Origin of the sequence: Haloarcula sp. DT43, from assembly GCF_037078405.1 — an archaeon.
GTDB lineage: Archaea > Halobacteriota > Halobacteria > Halobacteriales > Haloarculaceae > Haloarcula > Haloarcula brevis.
Genome location: NZ_JAYMGZ010000003.1, coordinates 68,293 through 91,061, shown reverse-complemented (window position 1 = coordinate 91,061; position 22,769 = coordinate 68,293). Strand labels below are relative to the sequence as shown.

Below are 22,769 nucleotides of genomic sequence, written 5' to 3'. Positions count from 1 at the left end.
CAGGCCACGCCTGCGCCACAACACATCCCACAAATGAGTACACCAACGCAAACGGAAACGACACCCCAATCGACCGTCGCCAGGCTACGGGACCTCTGGAACGACTACCTCCCGTACTGGTTCATGGCACCGATGGTTGCGGTGATGGTGATGATCACCTTCTTCCCCGGGGCCTACGACCTGTATCTCAGCCTGGTCGCGGAGCCGACGCTGGACGTGTTCTCGGCCGAGTTCGTCGGCCTGAGCAACTTCGAGACGGCGTTTACCCGTGGCGGCGCGATTCACTCGTTCGTCGTCACGATTACCGTCGTCACGAGCGCGCTGCTGCTGGAAACGGTCCTCGGGTTCGTCCTGGCCGCGCTCGTCGCCGGCGTCGGCTCCGGCCGCGTGAAGTCGTTCTACCGGGTGCTGTTCATCGTCCCGATGGCCGTCGCGCCCGTGTCCCTCGCGACCATCGGCCGCATCATGCTGAACAGCGAAATCGGCATCATCCCGTACGTGATAAACACCGGCACGCCGTTCGCAGCGCCGAACTTCCTCTCGGAAATCCCGCTGCTGACGGTGATACTGCTCGACGCGTGGAACTGGACGCCGTTCATGTTCATCATCTTCTACGCCGGCCTCTCGTCGGTGCCGAAGACGCTCATCGAGGCCTCGCGGGTCGACGGCGCGCCGATGTGGCGACGCTACGTCCACGTCATCATCCCCTACATGAAGCCGGTCGTCTTCGTCGCGACGCTCATCCGGCTTATCGACCTGTTCCGTACATTCGGCGTGGTGTACGGGCTCACTGGCGGTGGCCCGGGGACGGCGACCCAGCTCGTGAGCATCAACATCTACGAACAGATGTTCATCAACAACCAGATACCCGTGGCCGCGGCGATAGCTATCGTCTACCTCGTCCTCGTCGTCGCGCTGTGTAACATCATCATCGCGAAGGTCGGCTTCGAGGGGGTGTGGGACTGATGGCGACGACTGACGGTGACTCCCCCACCGCGTCACAGCGACTCGACAAGGACACGCGCGAGACGCTGGTCACGGTCGTTCGACACACCATCTTGCTGACGTGGTCGTTCATCGTGCTGTTCCCGCTGTACTGGCTCGCCTCGATGTCGTTGAAGCCGCCGGGAACGGCGAACTCGCTGCCGCCGGACTGGATATTCCTGCCGACCGTGTACAACTACATCCAGCTGATTCAGGACTCCGGGTTCGTCGCGGCCTTCGCCAACAGCCTCGTCATGGTGTCGGCGTCGGTCGTCCTCGTCCTGCTCATCGGCGTTCCCGCGGCGTACGTGCTCTCGCGGTACGACATCCCGATGGAGCGGGACGTGCTCGTGTGGATACTCTCCTCGCGAATGCTCCCGCCCATCGCCGTCGTGCTCCCCTTCTTCATCATATTCCGGGAGCTCAATCTGTTCGACACGCGAATCGGGATGGTGCTGATGTACGTCAGCATCAACCTCTCGCTGGTGGTCTGGGTGATGAAGGCGTTCTTCGACGGCATCCCCGAGACCCTGGAGGAGGCTGCCCGGGTCGACGGCGCGACCCAGTTCCAGGGCTTCAGGAAGGTCGTCCTGCCGGCGGCGAAACCCGGCATCTTCTCGGTCGCCATCATCAGCTTCATCTTCGCGTGGATAGAGCTGCTGTTCGGGCTCGTGCTGACGAGCTTCGAGGCCGTGCCGGTGACGCTGTTCGTCTACTCGTTCATCGGCTCCCGGTCCATCGAGTGGGGGATGCTGGCGGCCGCCTCGACGGCGATGATTGTTCCGGTGGTCATCTTCCTCGTCGCGGTCAACAAGTACCTCGCGGCCGGGCTCAGCTTCGGCGTGGTGATCAAAGAATGACCGCGCCGACGCACCCGGCACCGGTATCGCTCGCAAACCACACCCCTGCGGCGGGGATACACAGCCGCGAGACGGAGGCACGCTAAATGGCTCGTATCACAATCGACGACGTTACGAAACGGTTCGGAGACGAAGAGGAATCGATAGTTGCGGTCGACGACGTCTCCCTGGACATCCGCGACGGCGAGTTCATCGTCTTCGTCGGGCCCTCGGGGAGCGGGAAGTCGACGCTCATGCGCATCGTTGCGGGACTAGAGACCCAGACGGAGGGTGACATCCACATCGGCGACGAACTCGTCAATCAACTGGGACCGCGCGCACGGGACATCGCCATGGTGTTCCAGAACTACGCGCTGTACCCCAACATGACCGTCGAGGAGAACATGTCCTTCGGGCTGAAGATGTCCACCGACATGTCTGCTGACGAGATAGAGGAGGCCGTCACCTCGGCCGCCGAGATGATGGACATCGACATGCTGCTCGACGACAAGCCGGGGGAACTCTCCGGCGGCCAGCAACAGCGCGTGGCGCTGGGCCGGGCTATCGTCCGAGACCCGAACGTCTTCCTGATGGACGAGCCGCTGTCGAACCTGGACGCGAAGCTCCGGGCGGAGATGCGGACCGAAATCAACCGGCTCCAGAACGACCTGGACGTGACGACGCTGTACGTCACGCACGACCAGACCGAGGCGATGACCATGGGCGACCGGCTGGTCGTGCTCAACTACGGCGAACTCCAGCAGGTCGGGACGCCTCTGGAGTGTTTCTACCGGCCGGCCAACCAGTTCGTCGCCGGCTTCCTCGGGTCGCCGTCGATGAACTTCTTCGACGGGACCGTCGAGGGCGGCACGCTCCGCGCGGACGGCTTCGACTTCGACCTGACCGAGGGGATGCAGTCCGCGGTCGGGAACCGCAACGAACTCGTCCTCGGCATCCGGCCCGAGGACATGACCCTGCACGACCGGGCGAACTCGGGCCACGAGTTCGAGGCCGTCGTTGACGTCGTCGAGCCGATGGGGAGCATCTCCTACGTCTACCTCCAGGCGCGGGCACAGAGCCACGAACAGACGTTCATCGTCGAGACGGACGGCCAGCGCCCCATCAGCGAGGGCCAGCACGTCTACGTCGAGATTCCCGACGAGGACGTCCACCTGTTCGACGCCGCCAGCGGCGAGACGATTCACCAGCGCCAGCTCGGCGACGACGCCGAGATGGCACTCGAAGAGCAGATGAAGCCCGCCGAGTAACGACCACCCGCCGTCACACATCCGTTTGCACTACACGACACATGACAGCCCAAGATATTCCACACTACGAGACGCGTAACGCTATCTGCGAGTACGGCCGAAGCCTGCTCGACGACGACCTGACGACCGGCACGGGGGGGAACCTCAGCGCCCGGCTCGACGAGACCCACATCGCCATCAGCCCGTCTGGAGTTCCCTACGAGGACATCGAACCCGCGGACGTTCCGGTCGTACGGACCGACGGGACTGTCGTCGAGGGCGACATCGAGCCGTCGACGGAACTGCCGATGCATCTGGCCGTCTACCGCGAGCGACCGGCGGTCGGCGGCGTCGTCCACACCCACTCGCCGTACGCGACGACCTTCGCCTCGCTGGGCGAGCCGATACCGGCCTCGCACTATCTCCTCTCCTTTACCGGGACGGAGGTGCCCGTCGCCGAGTACCGGACACACGCGACGGAGGAACTCGGCGAAGCGGCCGTCGACGCGCTGGGCGAGTCGTTCAACGCCACGCTGTTGCGCAACCACGGCGTGTTGACCGCCGACGAGACGCTGGACGACGCCTACACGGTCGCGCTGATGGTCGAGTACTGCGCCCGCATCCACCACCAGGCCCGGGCCATCGGCGAGCCGGAAATCCTCCCCGACGAGGAGATAGACCGGCTGGCCGACAAGCTCGACAGCTACGGGCAGTGACCGTCTTATGAACCACGTCGCTATCGACATCGGCGCGAGCGGCGGGACGGTGTTTCTCGGCGAGGTGAGCGAGTCGTCGTTCGCCGTCCGGGAGGTCCACCGCTTCGACAACCGCCCCGTCGAGCGCGACGGCCGCTACGTCTGGGACGTGGACGCGCTGGTCGATAATATCGGGGACGGCATCCGCGCGGCCGACGACCACGCCGACGGCCTCGACACGGTCGGTATCGACACCTGGGGGCTCGACTTCGGGCTCCTGGCCGACGGCGAACTGCTCCGGGACCCGGTCTCGTACCGCGACCCGGAGTCGACGGCCACGCGCGAGCAGGTGTTCGACGCGGTCGGCAAGCGGCGGCTGTTCGACGCCACCGGCATCACGAACTGGAACACGCCGAACACGCTGTGGCAGCTGCACACCCTCGCCGAGCGCGAGCCCGACCTCCTCGAAGCGAGTGACGGGCTGTTGATGATGCCACAGCTCCTCTCGGCACAGATTGGGGGCCAGCCCGCCGGCGAGGTGACGATAGCCTCGACCACGCAGATGGTCGACCCCGAGGACCGAACGTGGGCCACCGACCTGCTCGACGAGCTATCGGTGCCGACTGACGTGCTCCCGCCGCTGTCGGAGGCCGGCCAGTCCCTCGGCGCTGTCGACGAGACCGTCGTCCCGGGGCTGGCCTCGACGCCGGACATCGTGACGCCGGCCAGCCACGACACGGCGGCGGCCGTCGCCGGCCTCCCGCTCGTCGAGGACGCCGCGTTCCTCAACACCGGGTCGTGGTTCGTCCTCGGCGTCGAGCGCGACGACCCAGTGCGGACGGACGCCGCCTTCGACGAGGCCGTCTCGAACGAACTCGGCGTCGACGGGACCGTCAGGCTCCTGAAGAACATCAACGGCTTCTTCATGCTCGAAGAGTGCCGCGAAGCGTGGCGCGAGACCGGGCAGCCGGTCGAGTACGCCGACCTGCTGTCGGCCGCCGAGCAGGCCCCGCCACGGGCCGCACTCGTCGATACGGACGCCGACGCCTTCGGCATCGACGAGCCGATGCCCGACCAGATTCGGGCGTACTGCCGCCGGACGGACCAGCCCGTCCCGACGGGACAGGGGGGTATCGTCCGCTGTCTCCTCGACAGCCTGGCGGCGAAGACGGCGCTGGAACTCGACGCGCTCGCGGCGGTCGTCGAGGACCCGCCCTCGCGCATCGTCCTCGGCGGCGGCGGCGTCCGGAACGAACTGTTCTGTCAGCTCCTGGCCGACGCCACCGACCGCCCGGTGTCGACCGGGCCGGTGGAGGCGACGGCCGTCGGCAACGTCCTCACGCAGGCCGTCGCCGCCGGAACCGTGCCTGACATCGAGACCGGCCGGCGGCTGGTCGAGTCGGCGTTCGAGAAGACGACCTACGAGCCGCGGGCTGGCGACGAGTGGAACCGCGCGAAAGAACGACTGGCTGCACTGACCGACGCCCCGTCGTCCGAGGCCTGAGTCCTCACCGCGAGGTGTAGCCGCCGTCCATCACGACGGTTGACCCCGTCATGTACGAGGACGCGTCCGACGCGAGGTAGACGACGAGTTCTTTCAGTTCCTCTGGCCGACCGAGCCTGTCCATCGGTGTGTTCTCCAGCCACGTCTCCTCCATCTCCGGGTTCTCCGCGAGCACCTCGTCGACGAGTTCGGTGCGCATGTAGCCGGGCGCGATGGCGTTGACGCGGACGCCCCGGCCGCCCCACTCGACGGCAAGCGACTGGGTCAGCATCCGGACGCCGGCCTTCGTCGTGTTGTAGCTGGCCTGTTTCTGCGGGACGTTCACGTCGAAGCCCGACATCGAGGAGATGTTGACGATGCGTCCCTCGCCGCGTTCGAGCATCCGCTGGCCGACGTGCTTGGCACAGAGGAAGACGCCGTCGAGGTTGACCGACACGACACGCCGCCAGGACTCGATGTCCGTCTCCTCCGCGGGGGAGTTCTCGACGATGCCGGCGTTGTTGACCAGCACGTCAATCGGTCCCAGGCGGTCGGTCACGTCCGCGACCATCGCCTCGACCGAGGCCTCGTCGGTCACGTCCACTTCCGTCGCGATGACCTCCGTCTCGCCGTCGAGTTCCGACGCCGTCTGTTCGGCCTTGTCGATGTTCACGTCCGCGATAGCCACGTCGGCCCCCATCTCCGTGAGACCGGTCGCCATCTGCTTGCCGAGACCTTGCGCCGCACCGGTGACGATAGCCGTCTCTCCGTCGAGGGAGAAACTGTCCAGTACACTCATGCGTACGTCTCCCACTGCGGTAGCCTCCAGCATAAATGTACGCCTATCGCTGGCACGGTTCCTGCGGGTCAGTATCGGCAGCCAGTCATTACAAGTAGTTCCTCGAAGATATCTCACCCATGCAAATCACCGACTTCGAACTGTTCGCCGTGCCGCCGCGGTGGTTGCTCCTGAAGTTGGAAACCGACGAGGGAGTCGTCGGCTGGGGCGAGCCAATCGTCCAGGGCCGGTTAGAGACCGTTCGGGCCGCGGTCACGGAGCTCGTCGAGGCGTATCTCCTCGGTGCCGACCCGCTCCGGACCGAGTACCACTGGCGGAAGCTCTACCAGAGCGGGTACTTCCGGGGCGGCCCGATTCTCATGAGCGCGCTCGCCGGCATCGACCACGCGCTGTGGGACATCAAGGGGAAACACTACGGCGCGCCGGTCCACGAGCTACTCGGCGGGCACGTCCGCGACAAACTGCTCGTCTACCAGTGGCTCGGCGGCGACGACCCCGAAGACGTGGCGGCCGCCGCGAAGGAGGACCGGGAGCGCGGCTACAAGGCGTTCAAGTTCAACTTCGCCAGGGAGTTCCGGCCGATAGAGACGCCGGAGGCAGTCGACCACGCGGTCGAGCGCGTGGCGGCCATCCGCGACGCCGTCGGCGACGACGCCTTCGTCGGCGTCGACTTCCACGGCCGCGTCTCGAAACCGATGGCCGCCGACCTCGTCGAGCGCCTCGAACAGTTCGACCTGATGTTCATCGACCAGCCGCTGCTCCCCGAACAGGACGACTCGTTTGCCCAGGTCGCCGAGCGGACGACCGTGCCGATAGCCACGGGCGAGCGGTTCTACTCCCGGTACGATTTCAAGCGCCTCCTCGTCGACGACGGGGTGTCGATAATCCAGCCCGACGTGACACACGTCGGCGGCATCAGCGAGATGCGCAAGGTCGCGTCGATGGCCGAAGCGTTCGACGTCGCCGTCGTCCCGCACTGCCCGCTCGGCCCCATCGCCTTTGCTGCGAGTCTGCAGGTCGCGTTCTGTACCCAGAACGTCGTGATGCACGAACAGGACCTGGACCTGCACGACCCGGCGGCGAGCCAGCGACTCAAAGCCCTGGAAGACCCCGGGACGTTCCAGTTCGAAGACGGCTACGTCAGGCGGCCGACCGGCCCCGGGCTCGGCATCGATGTCGACGAGGCCTGCATCCGCGAGCAGGCCCAGACGCAGGTCAACTGGTACAATCCGGTCTGGCACCACGAGGACGGCAGCATCGCGGAGTGGTGACTGCCCACCCTGTGTATTTTTATAGCTCTGCCACCTGCCACCAGGTATGCGAACAGCTGTCTTGGTAGAGCCGACCGAGTTCGAACTGGAGGACCGCCCCAGACCGTCGCCCGGCCCCGACGACGTGCTCGTCGCCGTGCGGGACGTGGGCATCTGTGGCTCCGACGTGCACTACTACGAACACGGTCGCATCGGCGACTACGTCGTCGAGGAGCCGCTCGTCCTCGGACACGAGAGCGCCGGCGAAGTCGTCGAGGTCGGCGAGAACGTCACCGACCTCGAACCGGGCGACCGGGTCGCACTCGAACCCGGCGTCCCCTGCCGGCGCTGTCCCCACTGTAAGCGCGGCGACTACCATCTCTGCGAGGACGTGCGGTTCATGGCGACGCCGCCACACGACGGGGCATTCACCGAGTACGTCTCCTGGCCCGCAGACTTCGCCTACGAGCTTCCCGAGTCCGTCTCAACCGCCGAAGGGGCGCTGTGTGAGCCGCTCTCCGTCGGGATTCACGCCTGTCGCCGCGGAGACGTCGGAACCGGCGATACGGTGCTGATAACCGGTGCCGGTCCAATCGGGCTGATGGCGATGGAGGCCGCGCAGGCCGCCGGCGCGACGGACGTCATCCTGACCGACGTGGTGGCCGAAAAGCTCGCGTTCGCCGACGAACGCGGTGCGGACCTGACCGTCGACGTGACCGAGACGGACCTCGAAGCCGCGGTCGCCGAGCACACGGGCGGAACCGGTGCCGACGTCGTCGTCGAGGCCTCCGGTGCGGAGCCGTCGATACAGTCGACGCTCGACGTGGTCCGTCGAGGCGGAACGGTCGTACTCGTCGGCCTCGCCAGCGAGGCGGAGGTCCCTCTCGACGTGCTGGAACTCATCGACAACGAAATCGACGTACACGGCTCGTTCCGGTACAAGAACACCTACGGCGCGGCCGTGGACCTGCTTGCGGACGGCGAGGTCGACGTCGAGGGCATCATCGACTTCGAGTCCGGACTCGAAGACATCGACGACGCGTTCCGCCGGGCGATGGAACCGACCGTGGTCAAGGGCATGATATCGCTGGATGCGTGACCGACGCCGCTCGGGGCGACACGCCGCGAAGGACACATAAGACAGAGCTCTGTCTATTCAACTATATTGCCAGTTCTCGAACTATCGCCGACAGCATCACGATACTGGACGTGGTTCCCGAAATACGTGCGGTCGGTTGGTACGACAGCGTAGCGTGGTAAAGGCTTTCCAGCCCGCTTAGCGCTCACGATTCGAACGACGGCCATTTCGACGAGAATACTGAGAACGTGCCAACGTTTAATAAATACGATAGTTATATTGTCGTACAGATTTTTGAACATACTGCTCTTGGCGACAGAGTGAGGGCATGTGGCGTCGCGCGGATGTGAATACCACGCACTGCCGGCAGCCGAACGGTTATGTCCCCCTGCCGTTGTGGGCGGACATGGACCTCTCTATCGTCGACCTCTCTCCGGTTCCCGATACCGGCACCGCGACCGAGGCGTACGCGAACACCGTCGAGGCCGCACAGCAGGCCGAACGGCTCGGCTACTCCCGGTTCTGGGTCGCGGAACACCACGGGATGGGGGAGACTCTCGCGGGGACGACCCCCGAGGTACTGCTCGGCCACCTCGCCGCCGAGACCGACTCGATTCGGCTCGGTTCGGGGGCGGTACTGCTCAACCACTACAGCCCGTTCAAAGTCGCCGAGGTGTTCGGCTCCCTCGATGCGCTCGCGCCGGGGCGTATCGACGCCGGACTGGGGCGGGCCAACGGCTCGCCGGCCGTCGACCGCGCGCTCGGGACGGCCCGCCGCGTCCGCGACCCCGACGAGGACCACGCGGAGAAAATCGAGGCCGTCGTCTCGCACCTCTACGACGGCTATCCCGACGGCCACGCCTACAGCGACCTGGAAATCCCACTCTCTGGCGGGGACCCGCCCGCCCCGTGGGTTCTCGGGTCGAGTCCGTCCAGCGCTGCCATCGCTGGCGAACTCGGCCTGCCCTACTGTTTTGCGGCGTTCATCCGGCCCGAACTGGCCACCCGCGCCTTCGAGGAATACCGGAACCGCTTCGACCCGTCGTCGCTGGCCGGTGGCGTCGACGAGCCACACGGGATGGTCGCGGTGAACGCGGTCTGTGGCGAGACCGACCGCGAAGCGGCGCGGCTCCGGGCCGTGGCCGAAGCGTCGTTCAAACGGATGGAGCGGGGAGTCATCGGTACGACGCCGTCGGTCGAGGAGGCTATCGACGAGCTCGGGGGCGTGCCCGAACCGACGCCGGCCACGCTCGACGCCGGCGAGTGGCCCCGAGCGATTTCCGGCAGCCCGGACACGCTCGACGGCCTTCTCGAACAGCTCGCCGACCGCGTCGGGGCCGACGAGGTGATGATACAACACGCCGTCGGCGACCACGCCGACGGGCTCCGCTCCCACGAACTGCTCGCCGACGGCGTCGGCCTCTCACCGCGGTGACTGTTCCGCCTCGAACGGACAGATGCGTCGGTGGCCGCGAAAATCGGCAGCCAGGTAGTACAAATACAGGTATATATACTGGGTATTGGAAGTATATCTGGGTCTACAACTCGAAAAATGAGAAAAACCCTCTAAATTTGCTGGAAATAGGATAATCGGTGTGTGGAATTACACAATACAACTTCGGATAGTGGCTATACAACCAAGAACGGATGCGTTCGCGGGCGATGACTGCTGCCGACGGTTCGGGGACCGCCTCCTCGTAGTCGGCTCAGTCGTCGGCGACCGCGGAGGCGGTCGGTTCCATCGCGTCGGCCACGGCGCGCTCGGACACGGGCGTCCACTCCAGGTCGCGCTCGTACTGGAACGCGCGGTGGTCCTGCGTGGGGTCGACGACGGTCAGCGAGAGCCAGTCGTTGTCGAGCAGTTCCGCAAGCTCACCGTGGTCGGCGAGCACGTCGGTGACGCGGTCGACCGGGGCGTGGATGACCGTCGAGAGGCGGAGCGGCTGGTGGTACGGGTCGTCGTCGGCGGCCATCAGCGACTGGAGCGGCAGGCCGGCCATCAGGTCGCCGCCGTTGCCCTGGTAGACGCCGACGTTGCCGACGGGGTTGTGGGTCACCTTGGACCCGCTGCCGTAGACGGCGTTGTCGACCGTCGAGAAGTAGTACTGGGTGTTTATCCACTGCGTGACGACCATCGGCCCGGTGAGTATCGACTCCAGGGCCTCGCCGTCAGGGTCAGTCGACCAGTCGTATGAGTGGAGGAACGCGCGGCCGTCGAGGTCCACGTCGCTCGTCAGCTCGCGCGGGCCGACGACGAAGCCAGCGTTGCCGGCCAGCCCCCACTCGGGGCGGGTCTCGGCCCAGTCGGCGGCGCGGCGCTCCGTCTCGCTGACGCCCGACGAACCGTCGGCACCCATCGATTCGGCGCGCTCGGCGGCCGCGTCCTCGCGGGCGGCGGCGAGGTCGCCGCGCAACTGGGCGAGGTCGTCGGCGTGGCTCTCGGGCACGTCGCTGTCGTACAGTTCCACCTCGGCAGTCGTCGTGTTGTGTTCGCCGGCGAGGAAGACCGTGTCCTCGGGGATGTCGAAGCCCTGGTCGCGGAGCGCGGCCCTGACTGCCTCGTCGTTGCAGATTTCGGCCAGCACGCGGGCGTTCGGGCCGCCGGGGTTGCCCGCACAGGCCCCACAGTCCAGGCTCGCGTCGTAGGGGTTGTTGGCCGTCTCGCTCGCGTGTCCGGTGAAGACGACGAGGCGGCTGAACTCCTCCCAGCCCATCATGTCGAACGCGGTGGCGGCGTACTCGACTTTCTCCTCTGTCGTCAGCCCCACCGGCAGGTCGCCGGCGTAGCTGTGCTGGTAGTGGACGAGTGGGTCACAGAACTCGTGGTCGTCCGGCACCGACTCCTCGACCGTGTCGAACAGGTCGTGGACGCGCCCGGGGACGAGCGTGCGGGCCGCGAGCGCGAGGCTGTACCCGCTCCCGGCAGTCTCGACGTAGCCGTAGGCCGTGGCGGCGTTGGCTTCGAGCGTCTCGATGACTTCGTCGGCGGCCTCGCGGAGGCCCGACCAGCGGTCGTGGCTCGCCTGCGTGTCGTCGTCGGTCGGCACGTCGGTGATGCGGTGCTGCGGGTCCAGAATCGGCGGGCAGGCGTCGACCGACACCTCGTCGTCGTAGCCCTGGTACTCTATCGGGATGCCGAAGAAGCCGGCGTATCCGTGGGTCTCGTAGTCGCCCGTCGCCTCGATGTGGCGGCGGATGACCTCCGAGCGGGTGTCGATACAGAACACCAACTGTGCGTCCGGGCGGCCGCCGGTGTCGCTGTCGGCCAGCGACTGGCTCTCGGCGGCGACGGTTTCGACCAGGGCCCCGCGGTAGGTCGCCTCCCACGCACGCAGGAACGCTCCGGCGAGTTCGGCGGTCGGGTCCGGCTCGACGCTGTTGTCCGAGGGGGAGATGTCGGCGTCGACGGCGTCGAGCAGCGCCAGCCGCGCCGCGAGGTACCCCGCCAGCGAAATCGGATAGGTCGACTGCCACGCGCCCTCGTCGTCGTCGCGCTGTTTAATGAGCCCCGTCCAGCCAGGCAGGGCGGCCAGTTGCTCCTCGAAGATGGTCTCCCACTGGTGCTCCGGGTACGGCGCGAGCACGGCTTCGATAGTGCCGGTCGGCGTCTGCGCCAGGGCGTCGACGGCCGTCGCCGGGATTTCGCTGTCGTGTTCAGCCACCCCGCGGAAGGCCGTGTAGAACCCCGCTTTGCGGTTCGGCATCGACCAGTGTGCGCTCCCCTCGTCGAGGAACGCCGACAGCCACTTCGCCAGCACCTGGTCGACGCGGTCCGTCGGACCGTCGGCGGCGTCACCCGTGGCGTCGCTCGCGTTGGCCATGTGCTCGAGCAGTACCTCGGGGTCCTCGTCGTAGCCGAGGTCGGCGAGTTCCGTTTCGAGTATCCCCGGGTCAATCTGGTCACGCTGGAGCGCCGTGCGGAACGTCTCGGCGCTGGGGTAGCCACGGCCACCCAGCAGGTCGGCGGCGTCCGCTACCGCCTCGTCGAACGGCCGGTCCTCGAACCCAGCCAGGGGGTTCGCCGTCACGAACGAGTGAATCGGCCAGAGCGAGCCGACGGTCGTCGCTGCGGTGTCGATGCTGTCGCGGATGGTGGCGTCAGTACTCATTGTAATCCTCCGTCGCGGTAAGCACGGTGTCGGCCGCCGGCTGGCCGGCGTTCAACAGCGCCACGTAGAGGCGCTGGCTGCGCTCGTGAACCCCCGTCTCGATGCCGGTGTAGATGGCGACGAACGCCACGGCGACGAGGCCGTGGAGCAGGGTCAGGTCGGTCGTCACCGCGCTCACCGGCACGAGCGCCGAGACGGCCGAGTAGACCACGGCGTAGATTCCGATGGCGGGGAAGAAGACCAGCGGGACGGCTCCGTAGCGGGCCGTCGCGGAGAGCGAGGTGTGCTGGACGGCGCTGCGGGCCGCGTGGAGCGTCGTGAACACCACGAACAGGGTCAACAGCAGGCCGCTGTCGGCCGTCGTCCCCTTTCCGGTCAGTACTGCGAACAGCGCGCCGCCGGCGAGACCGGTCAGCAGCGTCACGGCGGCCCCGGCGACGCTCGCCACCGGTCCCACCGTGTGCGGCGTCCCGTCGCCCGGGCTCGTGTGTTCGACTTCGCTTCCCGAACTGAGGAACTGGTAGGCCTTGTAGAAGCCGTGCAGGATGAGGTGGGTGATGGCGGCTCCGAAGAAGCCGAGGCCGGCCTGCATTATCATGAATCCCATCTGGCCGACCGTCGAACAGCCGAGTTGGCCCTTGACGTCCGTCTGGACGGACTTCAGGAGTTTTCCGCCGATGGCGCTGGCACCGCCGACGGCGACGATTGCCAGCATGAGCGCGGGGTCGACGGTGACGACCGGCGCGAAGCGGGTCAGCAGGATGCCGCCCGCGTTGACGAACCCGGCGTGCATCAGCGCCGACGCGGGCGTCGGGGCGGTCATCGAAGAGAGCAGCCAGCCGTGGAACGGAATCAGGGCGGACTGAATCATCGCCGCGAGCACGAGTGCGCCGGCGGCGGCCAGCCACACCGGGCCGCCGAGCGTGTCGGCCGCCGCGGCGACCCCGGAGACCGTCGTCGCCCCGGTCGCCCACCACAGCGCCGCCAGTGCGAGACCGAGGAGCCCGCTGCTGGCGAGGAAGTACCTGCGGGCGACCGACGCGGCCGCCTGCGCCTGGTCCCAGCCCCCGACGATACCGATGAGTTTCGCCATCAGCAGTCCCATCGCCAGCCACAGCGCCGCGAACAGGGCGAGGTGGTCAGCCGCGACGAGCCCCATCACGACCACCGTGAAGCCGAACACGGTGGCGAAAAAGGGCGTTTTGACGCGACTGCCCGCCATGTAGCGGCGCGAGTAGCTGTGGACGATGCCGCTGAAGAACGTGACGACCACCCACATCAGCACGGTCAGCCCGTCGACGGCGACCACGCCGGGAACCTCCCATGTGAACCCGGTTCGGACTCGGACGGCGAGTACGGCGATGCTCGCAGCCAGCATCGACCACACGAGCCACGTGAGTGCGACGGGCACGAGCGGCGAGTCTGCCGCCGTGTCCGGGAGTGATCCGACCGTCGTCGTAGAGTTGCGTCCTGACATCGTTGTTCGTTCGTGACCCATCACGGCAACCTCGGAACGCGGTTGACCGGGTCTGGTTGTCTTCACCCCTATTGCGAACATACTGGTTATTAAATCCTTCTATACTACCAGATTGTTCCTAAAGAGGTGAATTATAGAACATTATGGTTTTCGAGGTGGCCGACCGGGAGACACGCCCTACCTGGACCTTCAGGGACTCTGGCGGCCGATACGTGGTGGAGCGAGTTTTCGCTCAGACATACGGCTACGCGATAATTGGGGCTGCGTTCCTGGCGACACGGACAGAAATTCCCGAATCGTTCGACGGACCAGAAAGGAGGGGACTCCGCGGCTGTCTCTGAGCGCGACCCGTCGTCAGTCGCCGTTCCTGGAATCGAACTTGCCGAAGGGCGTCGTCTCGTGGCTCCGGACGAGCACCTCGTCGGCCACCGTCAGGTCCATGTCCAGGAGCGCCTGCGCGACCGGCGTGATGTCGCTATCGGACTCGCCGACGGCCGTCACCAGGAGGTTCTGTTCGCCGGTGACCAGTTCCTGTACCGATACGACGCCGTCTATCTCCAGAATCTCGGGGATCAGCTCGCCCCGTTCGGGAATCGACGCGGTGCAGTACAGGAGCATCCGGAGCGGGTAGCCCGCCTCCTGGTAGTCGACGTCCGCGCTGTAGCCTTTGATTATCCCGCTGGATTCGAGGCGGTTGATGCGCTTGCGAACGGTGCTGTCCGACGTGTCGGTCCGCTCCGCGATGTCCCCGGAGGACATGTTTCGAGCGTCCTCCTGTAACGCGTACAGAATCGCCCTGTCTACGTCGTCGATATCCTGGTCGGCCATACTGGTACGTCGGCGAGACAGACACTTTACTGTTGTACGTTACCCTGCATCTCTCTCGGGTGTCGGCACACCGTCTCGCTGCCCGACTGAACCGCGGTATCGTAGTCAGCTTTCCCCGGAGCAAACCTACGGATTCCGACCCGGCGTCCGGCTCAGACGGACCGGTCGCCGGTGTCACCGAACTGCACGACGAGTCGTTCCGCAGCGAGTGCGTACACCGTCATCTCCGTCCCCTTCTCCGAGTACCACGTCTCGACGGCTTCGATGAGGTTCGCCCTGCGGAGGCGGTCGAGGTGATAGGAGACGCTCTGGAGCGACCGGTCGACGGCGTCGGCGATGTCCGACGCGGTGCGCGGTTCGTCTCTGAGCGCCCCAAGTATCTCCTGTGCTGTCTCGGACGAGAGAATTTGCAACACGTCGGTCGGTTCGGTGCCGTCGACGACGACGCTCGTCTGCTCTCGGGGTGCGTACTCGACCGGCGGGTGGTGGGGGAAGGCGCTTGCCATGGCTAGTCTGAGTTCCTTTTGTTCGGCTCAATCCGAACAAACCAATCAAACAATTTAATACTTACGAATCACATATGCGGTGATATGGCGTCGGGCACGCGGCAAACAGGGCGGCCAGTTCTGACACATGAGTGACGAGGACAGCGCGGTCGCACGCGAACGAGTCATCGAGTCGATGGAGCAATCGGCCGAGGTGTACGGCCTCAGCCGGAGCGCCGGGCGCATCTACGGCGTCCTGTACTTCGCCGATGCCCCGCTTTCCATCCCGGAACTCGTCGACGAGACCGGCTACGCGAAGTCGACGGTCAGCAACGTCACGCGGACGCTGTCGCGCATCGGTCTCGTCCACCGGCGGTCGTCGGACGGGGGCGGCAGACGCGTCCGGTTCGAGGCCGAGCGGGAGGTCTGGTTCATCCTGCAGGACGTGTTCCAGCAGTACCTCCTGCGGGAAGTCCAGACGACGCTCCGGACGATTCGCCGGGCGGAGAAGCAACTGCCGGGGGACGCCCGCGAGGGGGCGCTCGTCCGGGACCTCCGGGAGACCTACGAGGACCTGGCGGAAATCGTGCAACTCACCTCGGAGTACTCGGCCGCGGAACTCCGCGAGGCGCTCGAAGCGTACGAGGGGTAGCCGTCGCGGGCGACTACCAGTACACCGTGTACGTGCAGGTGTCGTCCCCGTTCCGGCGACACGTCTCGCCCGTCTCCTCGACGAACACGAACCCGTCGACCGGCGCGTATTGCTGGGCGACGCCGCGGACGAGGCCGCGGTCGAACGGGCACGGGTACGGGTTCTCGCAGACCACGTCGCCGGCTCGCTCGCCCGCGGACTCGAACCGGTAGTGGCCGATATCCCCGCCGCGGTGGTTCCGCTGGTAGGCCTCGTCTATCGACTGCAGGCCCTCGGGAACGCTGTCGAAGTCGTTCGGCCAGTCGGCCACCCGCGGAATCTGCTCGCCGAGACGGTCGAGGACGTGCGGTTGCAGGTCCTCGGCAATCGTCTCGAACGCGTTCAGCCAGGCCTGCTGTGGGTACCACTCGTCGGGCGCGGGGTCGGTGATGCCCTCCGCCGCCAGCGCCGCCAGCGCCCGCTCCCGGTACTCGTCCGAGAACTTCCCCATCGCTTCCTCGACTATCGTGAGGACAGTTCGACCGTTCACCTCGACGGACGGGTCGAACGCGTCGTAGGATGCCATTCTGTCGAACTGTTCGCGGGGGCGGAAATAAAATCCGGCTATACACGCGTCACCCACGGGGCTTCCGTGAGGTGGCGCACCAGAACGAGTGTGGCGACCCACGCGGCCCGGCGCTTACCCCTGCTGATACCGCCTCGCTCGTCGGCCCCGTGCTGGCGGTGAAGACCCTCGCGTACGTCACGCTCCCCACCGCGGTGTTTGCCCTGCTCGGCGGTGCCGAAGCCGTCGGAATATCGGAATACGCACACTTTCTCGCGGCCCGGAGCGCTGAGTAGCTACCCTTATACGTGTGGCTACACGAGAGGACGTATAGGCGGCCACAGCGGTGGGGTTGCCTCCCGTACCCATCCCGAACACGGAAGATAAGCCCACCAGCGTTCCGGCGAGTACTGGAGTGCGCGAGCCTCTGGGAAACCCGGTTCGCCGCCACACCATTCATATCTGTTGTACCGGTGAGCCACGCGAGCGTCTACCCGGTCGAACTCGATGGGTCCGGTAGTCCGCTCTGGTCGTCTGTGCGACCGTACCGACTTTAGGCTATTGTGCGCTGGTTCGACGTATGGCGCGTGACCCGCTACTGACCTCCGAGACGAAGGTGACGCTCGCGTTCATGTTCGTCGGCCTCACGGCGTGGTACGCCGTCCGACTGTTCACGGCGAACGACCTGCTGGAGATGGGGGCGCTGTTCGGCGTCGGCATCGTCCTTCCGACGCTCGTCAACGAACTCCGACGGCGTCGAGACCCGGACTGACGGGATGCCGTCGCTCGGCTGACCACCGACCGGTGAGGACGAGATGCTGTGGCGGGCGCCGTCCAGCACGTCCTGTCACGGTCGAGACCACTCTAAGCAAAACGCAAACATGGCACCTAGCAACTGTATAGATATCTACGATATTACTTGTAGGTGCGAACATAAAGAACGAGTAGCAGCACACATGTGGTCTATTCTCTACGAAAACTAAAACACCTAAACCCTATTCTGCCGAACACTTATATGTAGCCTATCCGATATGGCGGCCGTAATGCCCGAGACAAAGTTCGAGGTCGACGTCGACAATGCGCCGGACGACCAGCCGGGTGCGAACCCGTTCAATCGGTGGCACCCGGACATCCCGGCGGTCGTCGAAGCGGACCCCGGCGAGAGCATGCGACTGGAGGCCTTAGACTGGACTGGCGGCCAGATAACCGACAGCGACGACGCCAACGAGGTCCGCGACGTGGACCTCTCGCAGGTCCACTACCTCGCGGGTCCCGTCCACGTAAACGGTGCCGAGCCGGGCGACCTGCTGAAAGTCGAGTTCCACGACATGGGGCCGCTCAACGACCGCTCGGAGTTCGGTTTCACGGGCACGTTCTCCCAGCAGAACGGCGGCGGCTTCCTGACCGACCACTTCCCCAAGGCGGCCAAGTCCATCTGGGATATCGACGGCTACACTGTCTCGTCGCGCCACATCCCCGACGTCGAGTACGAGGGGAAGATTCACCCTGGTCTCGCGGGGTGTGCCCCGAGCGAGGAACTGCTGGAAGCGTGGAACGAGCGCGAGCAGGAACTCATCGACAAACACGCCGAGGACCCCGAGTCGATACCGAACCACCCGACCGGTGAGGCAGAGCCCGCTGTGGCGAACCCACCGACGCCCGACGGCGCGCTGATGGGCGAGATGGACCCCGAGGAGGCCGAGGAAGCCGCGGAAGTCGCGGCCCGGACCGTCCCGCCCCGGGAACACGGCGGGAACCACGACATCAAGGACCTCTCTATCGGCTCGACGGTGTACTTCCCGGTGTACGTCGAGGGCGCGAAGTTCGGCATCGGCGACTTCCACGCCTCGCAGGGCGACGGCGAGATATCCTTCTGTGGCGCAATCGAGATGGCCGCCTACGTCGACCTGGAGTTCGACCTCGTGAAAGACGGGATGGAGAAGTTCGGCGTCGACCACCCCATCTTCGAACCGGGCCACCGCGGGCCGAACTTCGAGGACTACGTCACCTTCCTTGGCTACTCCGTCACGGAAGACGGCGAGCAGAAGTACATCGACTCCCACACCGCGTACCGGCGGGCCTGCCTCCAGGCTATCGACTACCTCAAGCAGTTCGGCTACACCGGCCAGCAGGCGCTGCACATCCTCGGCACCGTCCCGGTCGAGGGCCGCCAGAGCGGCGTCGTAGACGTGCCAAACGCCTGCTCGACGCTCGCGCTCCCGACCGGCGCGTTCGAGTTCGACGCCTCGCCGACGGGCATCGAGCACAACAGCACGGACCGCGGCGAAATCCCCATCACGGACGACCCGCTGTGATGAGCACCGCTGGGAAGCCCGACGATAGACGCTGATGCTGGGAGATGACACAGACGACGAGGGCAACGAGGAGCAGGGGGGCACCGGGGACGCCGCCGGCGCACTCGCCGACGCCGTCCGGACGACGCTAGGGCCGAACGGCATGGACAAGATGGTCATCGGCGAGAGTGGGACCGTCGTCGTCACGAACGACGGGTCGAAAATCGTCGAGTGGATGGACATCGACCACCCGGTCGGCCGGCTGGTCGAACGGACCGCGGCCGCGCAGGACGAGGCTGTCGGTGACGGGGTGACGACGGCCGTCGTGCTCGTCGGTGCACTCCTCGACGCGGCCGCGTCTCTCCGCGCGGACGGGCTGCACCCGACGACAATCGTCGATGGATACGTCGGGGCCGCCGAAGCCGCCCTCGACCGGGTCGAGCGGTACGAACGTGCCCTCGATGGCAACGACGACCGCCTCGGACAGATTGCGAAGACCGCCGTCACGGGGCGGTGGGACGACGCGTCGACCGACCGGTTCGCCGACCTGACGCTCGGGGCGTTGCGGGCCGTCGGGTTCGACACGTCGAAGCTCACGCTCCGGTCCTACCCCGGCGGCGAACTCCGCGAGTCGGCGCGTCTCGACGGCGTCGTTGTCGATCTCGACAGTTCCTCGACCGCTCTCGAAGCGCTGAATCCGCGCGCCGACACCCACGACGAGCCGGCCATTGCGATGGTCGACGGCGAAATCGGCATCGGGGAGCCGGACAGCGTCGAGTCGGTGGCGTTCCGGGACGCCACACAGCGGCGCGCGTTCCAGGACTACGAACGGGAGCGCAGAGCGGACCTCGTCGAGGGGGTCGTGCAGTCGGGCGCGGCCGTGCTGTTCTGCCAGAAATCCATCGACGAGTCCGTGCGAACCGCGCTCGCACAGCGCGGCGTGCTCCCCGTCGAGCGGACCCGGCGTGACGAGTTCGACGTCATCGCCCGGGCGACCGGGGCTACGCCGGTCACGGCCGTCGACGAACTCACTCCGGAGGAGACAGGCACCGTCGAGGCAGTCAGCCAGCGCACCGTCGGGACCACACGGACGCTCGTGTTGCGGGGCTGTCCCGAGGAGCGGCGGGTCTCGCTGGTCCTCCGCGGCGGCACGCCACACGTCGCAGAGGAGGTCCGCCGCATCGTCGCCGACTGCATCGACGTTACCCGCCTCGCGCTCGAGGACGGCGCGTTCGTGCCGGGCGGTGGTGCGGTCCCGACCGCGCTGGCGATGGACGTCGCCGACGTTGCCCGCGGGGTCCCGGACCGGACACAGCTCGTCTTCGACGGGTTCGGGACTGCGCTCGAAGCGGTGCCATGCACACTGGCCGCGAACGCCGGGGCGGACCCGCTGGAGACGCTGACGACGCTGAAACAGCGCCACGACAGCGGGACGGCGACGGTCGGCGTCGGACCCGACGGCCGCCCCCACGATATGGTTGCGGCGGGTATCCTGGAACCGGCCTCGGTGTTCGAGAGCGCGCTGCGGCGAGCGGTCGCCGTCGCCACACAGCTACTTCGGGTCGACGACGTGGTCCGGACGGACACCGACGACCGTGCCGGGGAGGCCGACCACGGCCACGCTGCGACCGGCGGCTACCCGTGGGCTGTGGGACACTGAGCCCGGCCCACTCTCCGACTGGGGTGGTGTTACGGCCGGTAAGGCGGGATAGCCGGCCCCACTGCCAGCCGAAACACCTCTATGGTTCCACCACTTACGCGGAATACTGTGCGTCTCAGTCACCGGACCCGAGCGCTCACAGTGCCCGACGACGTTCGGGACGCGATGGCGGCACACATCGCGGCGAGTCACCCTCACGAGGCCGGCGGGTACCTCGCGTGTGCGCGACGGGACGACCGGTTGTACGCGACCGACCACGTCCCGCTCGACAACGTCTCGCCGCGGCCGCGCCGCCGGTTCGTCGCTACGGCCGCCGACGCCGTTCCGCCGGAGCCGCGGGTGTTCTATCACTCACACACGTCGGCGTCGACGCCCTCGGGACTGACGGGCACCGACCGGCGAAACATCCGCGACCGCTTCGCGCTCGTCGTGTTTGCCCCCCACGGGGAGCCATACAGTTACCGCCTGTTCCGCCTGGGGATGTTCAACTGGCAAGAGGTCCCCGTGACGGCGTGCGAGTCCGCCGAAGAAGCGACCAGACTGCCACGGCTGGTCTGAGGCCACGCCCCCGGTCACACTGTCCAGCCGGCTGAGAACGGAACCGTCAATCTTCGGCCGGTCAGTCTTCCTCGCCGCCGGCCACGATGTTGGGGTTGTTCTGCTTCTCGACGCTGTATATCGGGTAGTCGTCCTTGGTGACGTAGGCGATGACGAGGAACGCCACGAGCCCCACCGCGGCGGCGATGAACGTCGGCAGGCCGTCGAAGGCCGACGTGAAGATGTCGTTGGGGATGTACAGGAGCGTGTTCTCGTAGGCGTAGGTCGTCGGGACCAGGACGAACAGCACGAGCCGGGTCCCGGAGCCGGCCAGCATCGAGCCCAGCGCCGCCGGCGTAGTGGCGATGTCGGACCAGTACAGCCCCATCACCAGCGGGACGAACGCGCCGGCGAGCATGATGTCGAAGGCAAGCACGAGCAACATCCCGGTCGCGGACACCCGTATCGCCAGGAACACGCCCAGCAGCGTAATCGGGACCGACATCAGGCGCGTGACGGTGAGTAGTTTGTCGCTCTCCGAGCCGAAAAAGCCCTCGTCGACGCCGCCGTCCGTGGCCGTCGCCGGGCTGGCGGCGCTCTCTTCGTCGACGCGGATGTTCCCGATGTTACGGGCGATGACCGCCGACGTGCCCAGTATCGCACCGTCGCTCGTCGAGAACGAGGCGGCGACGATGCCGGCGAGGACGAGCGCGGCCAGCCACGGCGGCACGGCGTTCTGGAGGAGCGTGTACAGCACGGCCTGGTTCCCGGCCTCGACGCCGAGCGAGGAGAGAATCGGGTTCGCCGACAGCGCGACGACGGAGAACGGAACGCCGATGACGAGCGTGCCGGCGGCCCCGATGAAACAGGCCTTCTGTGCGGTTTCGGGGCTGTCGGCCGCGAACACCCGCTCCATGAAGTCGATGGCGACGATGTCACCGAGACCCAGGGCGACGATGGTCGCGAGGTTGATGTACGCCCCCTGGCTCGGGTCGGTGAGTTGCCCGAGGTTCGTCGGCCCCATGCCGGCGGGAATCGTGATGCCGTAGTTGGTCGTGACGTAGACGATGAGCGCGATAGAGCCGACGAAGGCCACGCCCGCCTGTATCACGTCGGTGTAAGCGACCGAGAACAGCCCGCCGGCCACGGTGTACGCGAGCACGAGCCCGGCGATGATGAACACCCCCAGCTGGAAGCTCGTGCCGACGAAAATCTGGAAGAGGTACCCGCCGGCGACGAGGTTCCCCGCGAGCAGGAACGCGTAGGCGACGGACATGATGAGGCTCGCGACGATTTCGGCGGTGCGACCGTACTTCCGGCGGTAGAAGTCCGGCAGCGTCGTGAGGTTGAGTCGGTTCATCGGCTTGGCGAAGAACAGGCCGGTGAGGAACAGGCAGGTCGCCAGGCCGACGGGCAGGGCCGCGCCGGCCCAGAAGCCGAAGCCGGCCGCGAGGTCGGTGTTCCCGAGCGTCGCGTTCGAGTCCAGCGACTGCGCCATCAGCGTCGCCGCGGCCAGCGGGAGGATGAGCCCCCGACCGGCGACGATGTAGTTGATGCTGTCCCCGTTGACCTTCTTGGCTACGTAGAACCCGATGGTCATCATCGTCACGATGGTGGCCGCGAGCCCGTAGAGGATGACGCTCACGGCGCACCACCACTGTTGACGATTGCACAACTAAATCCGTATTCGCCGCTCGCTTCCACAGTTTTAGGCCCGATGTTGTTTTGGGTCGGACGGTAATCAGTCACGTGAGTTTCGTTTTGGGCACTACATAAAGCGGTTATGACAGTATTGTTTACACAGTAGA

The 22,769-nt window shown here is 66.3% G+C and carries 21 protein-coding genes and 1 rRNA gene; 15 read left to right on the top strand and 7 right to left on the bottom strand.

Annotated elements, in window-relative coordinates:
* The first annotated feature begins 33 nt into the window (after window positions 1-33).
* From VI123_RS12315 to VI123_RS12295, 5 genes are all read left to right on the top strand, one after another.
* Window positions 34-966: a carbohydrate ABC transporter permease gene (locus tag VI123_RS12315; RefSeq protein ID WP_336338359.1), complete on the top strand. Its 933-nt coding sequence runs from the start codon at window positions 34-36 to the stop codon at window positions 964-966.
* The gene (locus VI123_RS12310) at window positions 966-1,844 is read left to right on the top strand and encodes a carbohydrate ABC transporter permease (RefSeq protein WP_336338358.1); all 879 of its coding nucleotides are present in this window, start codon (window positions 966-968) and stop codon (window positions 1,842-1,844) included. The genes VI123_RS12315 and VI123_RS12310 overlap by 1 nt, the downstream gene beginning before the upstream one ends.
* 86 nt (window positions 1,845-1,930) lie before the next feature.
* A complete protein-coding gene (locus tag VI123_RS12305; RefSeq protein WP_336338357.1) occupies window positions 1,931-3,091 on the top strand; it encodes an ABC transporter ATP-binding protein in 1,161 nt (386 codons plus the stop codon).
* A 41-nt stretch (window positions 3,092-3,132) separates the two neighbouring features.
* Window positions 3,133-3,786, top strand: a complete 654-nt coding sequence (locus VI123_RS12300; protein ID WP_336338356.1) for a class II aldolase/adducin family protein — start codon at window positions 3,133-3,135, stop codon at window positions 3,784-3,786.
* Window positions 3,787-3,793: 7 nt separating this feature from the next.
* On the top strand, window positions 3,794-5,269 hold the full coding sequence (locus tag VI123_RS12295) for a rhamnulokinase (RefSeq protein ID WP_336338355.1): 1,476 nt from the start codon (window positions 3,794-3,796) through the stop codon (window positions 5,267-5,269).
* A gap of 4 nt (window positions 5,270-5,273) precedes the next feature.
* Here the strand turns inward: VI123_RS12295 and VI123_RS12290 are convergent, their stop codons facing one another.
* Window positions 5,274-6,047 (bottom strand): SDR family NAD(P)-dependent oxidoreductase, encoded by a 774-nt coding sequence (locus VI123_RS12290; RefSeq protein ID WP_336338354.1) that lies wholly within the window; start codon window positions 6,045-6,047, stop codon window positions 5,274-5,276.
* A 119-nt stretch (window positions 6,048-6,166) separates the two neighbouring features.
* Here VI123_RS12290 and dgoD point away from each other — a divergent pair, with 119 nt between their 5' ends.
* From dgoD to VI123_RS12275, 3 genes are all read left to right on the top strand, one after another.
* Window positions 6,167-7,318 (top strand): galactonate dehydratase, encoded by a 1,152-nt coding sequence (gene dgoD / locus VI123_RS12285; protein ID WP_336338353.1) that lies wholly within the window; start codon window positions 6,167-6,169, stop codon window positions 7,316-7,318.
* Between the two features lie 46 nt (window positions 7,319-7,364).
* Window positions 7,365-8,396, top strand: coding sequence for an NAD(P)-dependent alcohol dehydrogenase (locus tag VI123_RS12280; RefSeq protein WP_336338352.1), 1,032 nt, complete (start codon window positions 7,365-7,367; stop codon window positions 8,394-8,396).
* Between the two features lie 385 nt (window positions 8,397-8,781).
* Window positions 8,782-9,810, top strand: coding sequence for an LLM class flavin-dependent oxidoreductase (locus VI123_RS12275; protein ID WP_336338351.1), 1,029 nt, complete (start codon window positions 8,782-8,784; stop codon window positions 9,808-9,810).
* Window positions 9,811-10,081: 271 nt separating this feature from the next.
* Here the strand turns inward: VI123_RS12275 and VI123_RS12270 are convergent, their stop codons facing one another.
* The 4 genes from VI123_RS12270 to VI123_RS12255 all read right to left on the bottom strand — a co-directional run bounded on the left by VI123_RS12270 (window position 10,082) and on the right by VI123_RS12255 (window position 15,295).
* Window positions 10,082-12,484 carry a DUF2309 domain-containing protein gene (locus VI123_RS12270; protein WP_336338350.1) on the bottom strand — a complete coding sequence of 801 codons (2,403 nt, stop codon included), beginning with the start codon at window positions 12,482-12,484 and terminating at the stop codon, window positions 10,082-10,084.
* Window positions 12,474-13,961: a proton-conducting transporter transmembrane domain-containing protein gene (locus tag VI123_RS12265; protein WP_336338349.1), complete on the bottom strand. Its 1,488-nt coding sequence runs from the start codon at window positions 13,959-13,961 to the stop codon at window positions 12,474-12,476. The genes VI123_RS12270 and VI123_RS12265 overlap by 11 nt, the downstream gene beginning before the upstream one ends.
* Before the next feature lie 354 nt (window positions 13,962-14,315).
* On the bottom strand, window positions 14,316-14,789 hold the full coding sequence (locus VI123_RS12260; protein ID WP_336338348.1) for an Lrp/AsnC family transcriptional regulator: 474 nt from the start codon (window positions 14,787-14,789) through the stop codon (window positions 14,316-14,318).
* A gap of 152 nt (window positions 14,790-14,941) precedes the next feature.
* Complete coding sequence (locus VI123_RS12255) at window positions 14,942-15,295, bottom strand: ArsR/SmtB family transcription factor (RefSeq protein WP_336338347.1); 354 nt, start codon at window positions 15,293-15,295, stop codon at window positions 14,942-14,944.
* A 127-nt stretch (window positions 15,296-15,422) separates the two neighbouring features.
* Here VI123_RS12255 and VI123_RS12250 point away from each other — a divergent pair, with 127 nt between their 5' ends.
* Entirely contained in the window at window positions 15,423-15,926 is a 504-nt protein-coding gene (locus VI123_RS12250; RefSeq protein ID WP_336338346.1) for a GbsR/MarR family transcriptional regulator, read from the top strand.
* Window positions 15,927-15,939: 13 nt separating this feature from the next.
* Here the strand turns inward: VI123_RS12250 and VI123_RS12245 are convergent, their stop codons facing one another.
* On the bottom strand, window positions 15,940-16,491 hold the full coding sequence (locus VI123_RS12245; protein WP_336338345.1) for a hypothetical protein: 552 nt from the start codon (window positions 16,489-16,491) through the stop codon (window positions 15,940-15,942).
* Window positions 16,492-16,562: 71 nt separating this feature from the next.
* Between VI123_RS12245 and VI123_RS12240 the strand changes: the two genes are divergently transcribed.
* The 6 genes from VI123_RS12240 to VI123_RS12215 all read left to right on the top strand — a co-directional run bounded on the left by VI123_RS12240 (window position 16,563) and on the right by VI123_RS12215 (window position 20,982).
* Window positions 16,563-16,766 (top strand): hypothetical protein, encoded by a 204-nt coding sequence (locus tag VI123_RS12240; RefSeq protein WP_336338344.1) that lies wholly within the window; start codon window positions 16,563-16,565, stop codon window positions 16,764-16,766.
* Window positions 16,767-16,800: 34 nt separating this feature from the next.
* A 5S ribosomal RNA gene (rrf, locus tag VI123_RS12235) occupies window positions 16,801-16,923 on the top strand.
* Window positions 16,924-17,050: 127 nt separating this feature from the next.
* Window positions 17,051-17,242, top strand: a complete 192-nt coding sequence (locus VI123_RS12230) for a hypothetical protein (protein ID WP_336338343.1) — start codon at window positions 17,051-17,053, stop codon at window positions 17,240-17,242.
* A gap of 271 nt (window positions 17,243-17,513) precedes the next feature.
* Window positions 17,514-18,785 carry a formamidase gene (gene fmdA, locus VI123_RS12225; RefSeq protein ID WP_336338342.1) on the top strand — a complete coding sequence of 424 codons (1,272 nt, stop codon included), beginning with the start codon at window positions 17,514-17,516 and terminating at the stop codon, window positions 18,783-18,785.
* A 34-nt stretch (window positions 18,786-18,819) separates the two neighbouring features.
* Window positions 18,820-20,424 (top strand): TCP-1/cpn60 chaperonin family protein, encoded by a 1,605-nt coding sequence (locus VI123_RS12220; protein ID WP_336338341.1) that lies wholly within the window; start codon window positions 18,820-18,822, stop codon window positions 20,422-20,424.
* Window positions 20,425-20,505: 81 nt separating this feature from the next.
* Window positions 20,506-20,982, top strand: coding sequence for a Mov34/MPN/PAD-1 family protein (locus VI123_RS12215; protein ID WP_336338340.1), 477 nt, complete (start codon window positions 20,506-20,508; stop codon window positions 20,980-20,982).
* A gap of 61 nt (window positions 20,983-21,043) precedes the next feature.
* Here VI123_RS12215 and VI123_RS12210 read toward each other — a convergent pair whose 3' ends face one another.
* On the bottom strand, window positions 21,044-22,606 hold the full coding sequence (locus VI123_RS12210) for a sodium:solute symporter family protein (RefSeq protein ID WP_336338339.1): 1,563 nt from the start codon (window positions 22,604-22,606) through the stop codon (window positions 21,044-21,046).
* Between the last annotated feature and the right edge of the window lie 163 nt (window positions 22,607-22,769).

Bases quoted from the DNA above. Each gene is read 5' to 3' on its own strand.
- VI123_RS12230 (WP_336338343.1), top strand. From the start codon at position 17,051: ATGGCGCGTGACCCGCTACTGACCTCCGAGACGAAGGTGACGCTCGCG.
- VI123_RS12295 (WP_336338355.1), top strand. From the start codon at position 3,794: ATGAACCACGTCGCTATCGACATCGGCGCGAGCGGCGGGACGGTGTTT.
- VI123_RS12315 (WP_336338359.1), top strand. From the start codon at position 34: ATGAGTACACCAACGCAAACGGAAACGACACCCCAATCGACCGTCGCC.
- VI123_RS12250 (WP_336338346.1), top strand. From the start codon at position 15,423: ATGAGTGACGAGGACAGCGCGGTCGCACGCGAACGAGTCATCGAGTCG.
- VI123_RS12260 (WP_336338348.1), bottom strand. From the start codon at position 14,789: ATGGCCGACCAGGATATCGACGACGTAGACAGGGCGATTCTGTACGCG.
- VI123_RS12310 (WP_336338358.1), top strand. From the start codon at position 966: ATGGCGACGACTGACGGTGACTCCCCCACCGCGTCACAGCGACTCGAC.
- VI123_RS12265 (WP_336338349.1), bottom strand. From the start codon at position 13,961: ATGTCAGGACGCAACTCTACGACGACGGTCGGATCACTCCCGGACACG.
- VI123_RS12280 (WP_336338352.1), top strand. From the start codon at position 7,365: ATGCGAACAGCTGTCTTGGTAGAGCCGACCGAGTTCGAACTGGAGGAC.
- fmdA (WP_336338342.1), top strand. From the start codon at position 17,514: ATGCCCGAGACAAAGTTCGAGGTCGACGTCGACAATGCGCCGGACGAC.
- VI123_RS12220 (WP_336338341.1), top strand. From the start codon at position 18,820: ATGCTGGGAGATGACACAGACGACGAGGGCAACGAGGAGCAGGGGGGC.
- VI123_RS12255 (WP_336338347.1), bottom strand. From the start codon at position 15,295: ATGGCAAGCGCCTTCCCCCACCACCCGCCGGTCGAGTACGCACCCCGA.
- VI123_RS12305 (WP_336338357.1), top strand. From the start codon at position 1,931: ATGGCTCGTATCACAATCGACGACGTTACGAAACGGTTCGGAGACGAA.
- VI123_RS12300 (WP_336338356.1), top strand. From the start codon at position 3,133: ATGACAGCCCAAGATATTCCACACTACGAGACGCGTAACGCTATCTGC.
- VI123_RS12245 (WP_336338345.1), bottom strand. From the start codon at position 16,491: ATGGCATCCTACGACGCGTTCGACCCGTCCGTCGAGGTGAACGGTCGA.
- VI123_RS12275 (WP_336338351.1), top strand. From the start codon at position 8,782: ATGGACCTCTCTATCGTCGACCTCTCTCCGGTTCCCGATACCGGCACC.
- dgoD (WP_336338353.1), top strand. From the start codon at position 6,167: ATGCAAATCACCGACTTCGAACTGTTCGCCGTGCCGCCGCGGTGGTTG.
- VI123_RS12215 (WP_336338340.1), top strand. From the start codon at position 20,506: ATGGTTCCACCACTTACGCGGAATACTGTGCGTCTCAGTCACCGGACC.
- VI123_RS12270 (WP_336338350.1), bottom strand. From the start codon at position 12,484: ATGAGTACTGACGCCACCATCCGCGACAGCATCGACACCGCAGCGACG.
- VI123_RS12290 (WP_336338354.1), bottom strand. From the start codon at position 6,047: ATGAGTGTACTGGACAGTTTCTCCCTCGACGGAGAGACGGCTATCGTC.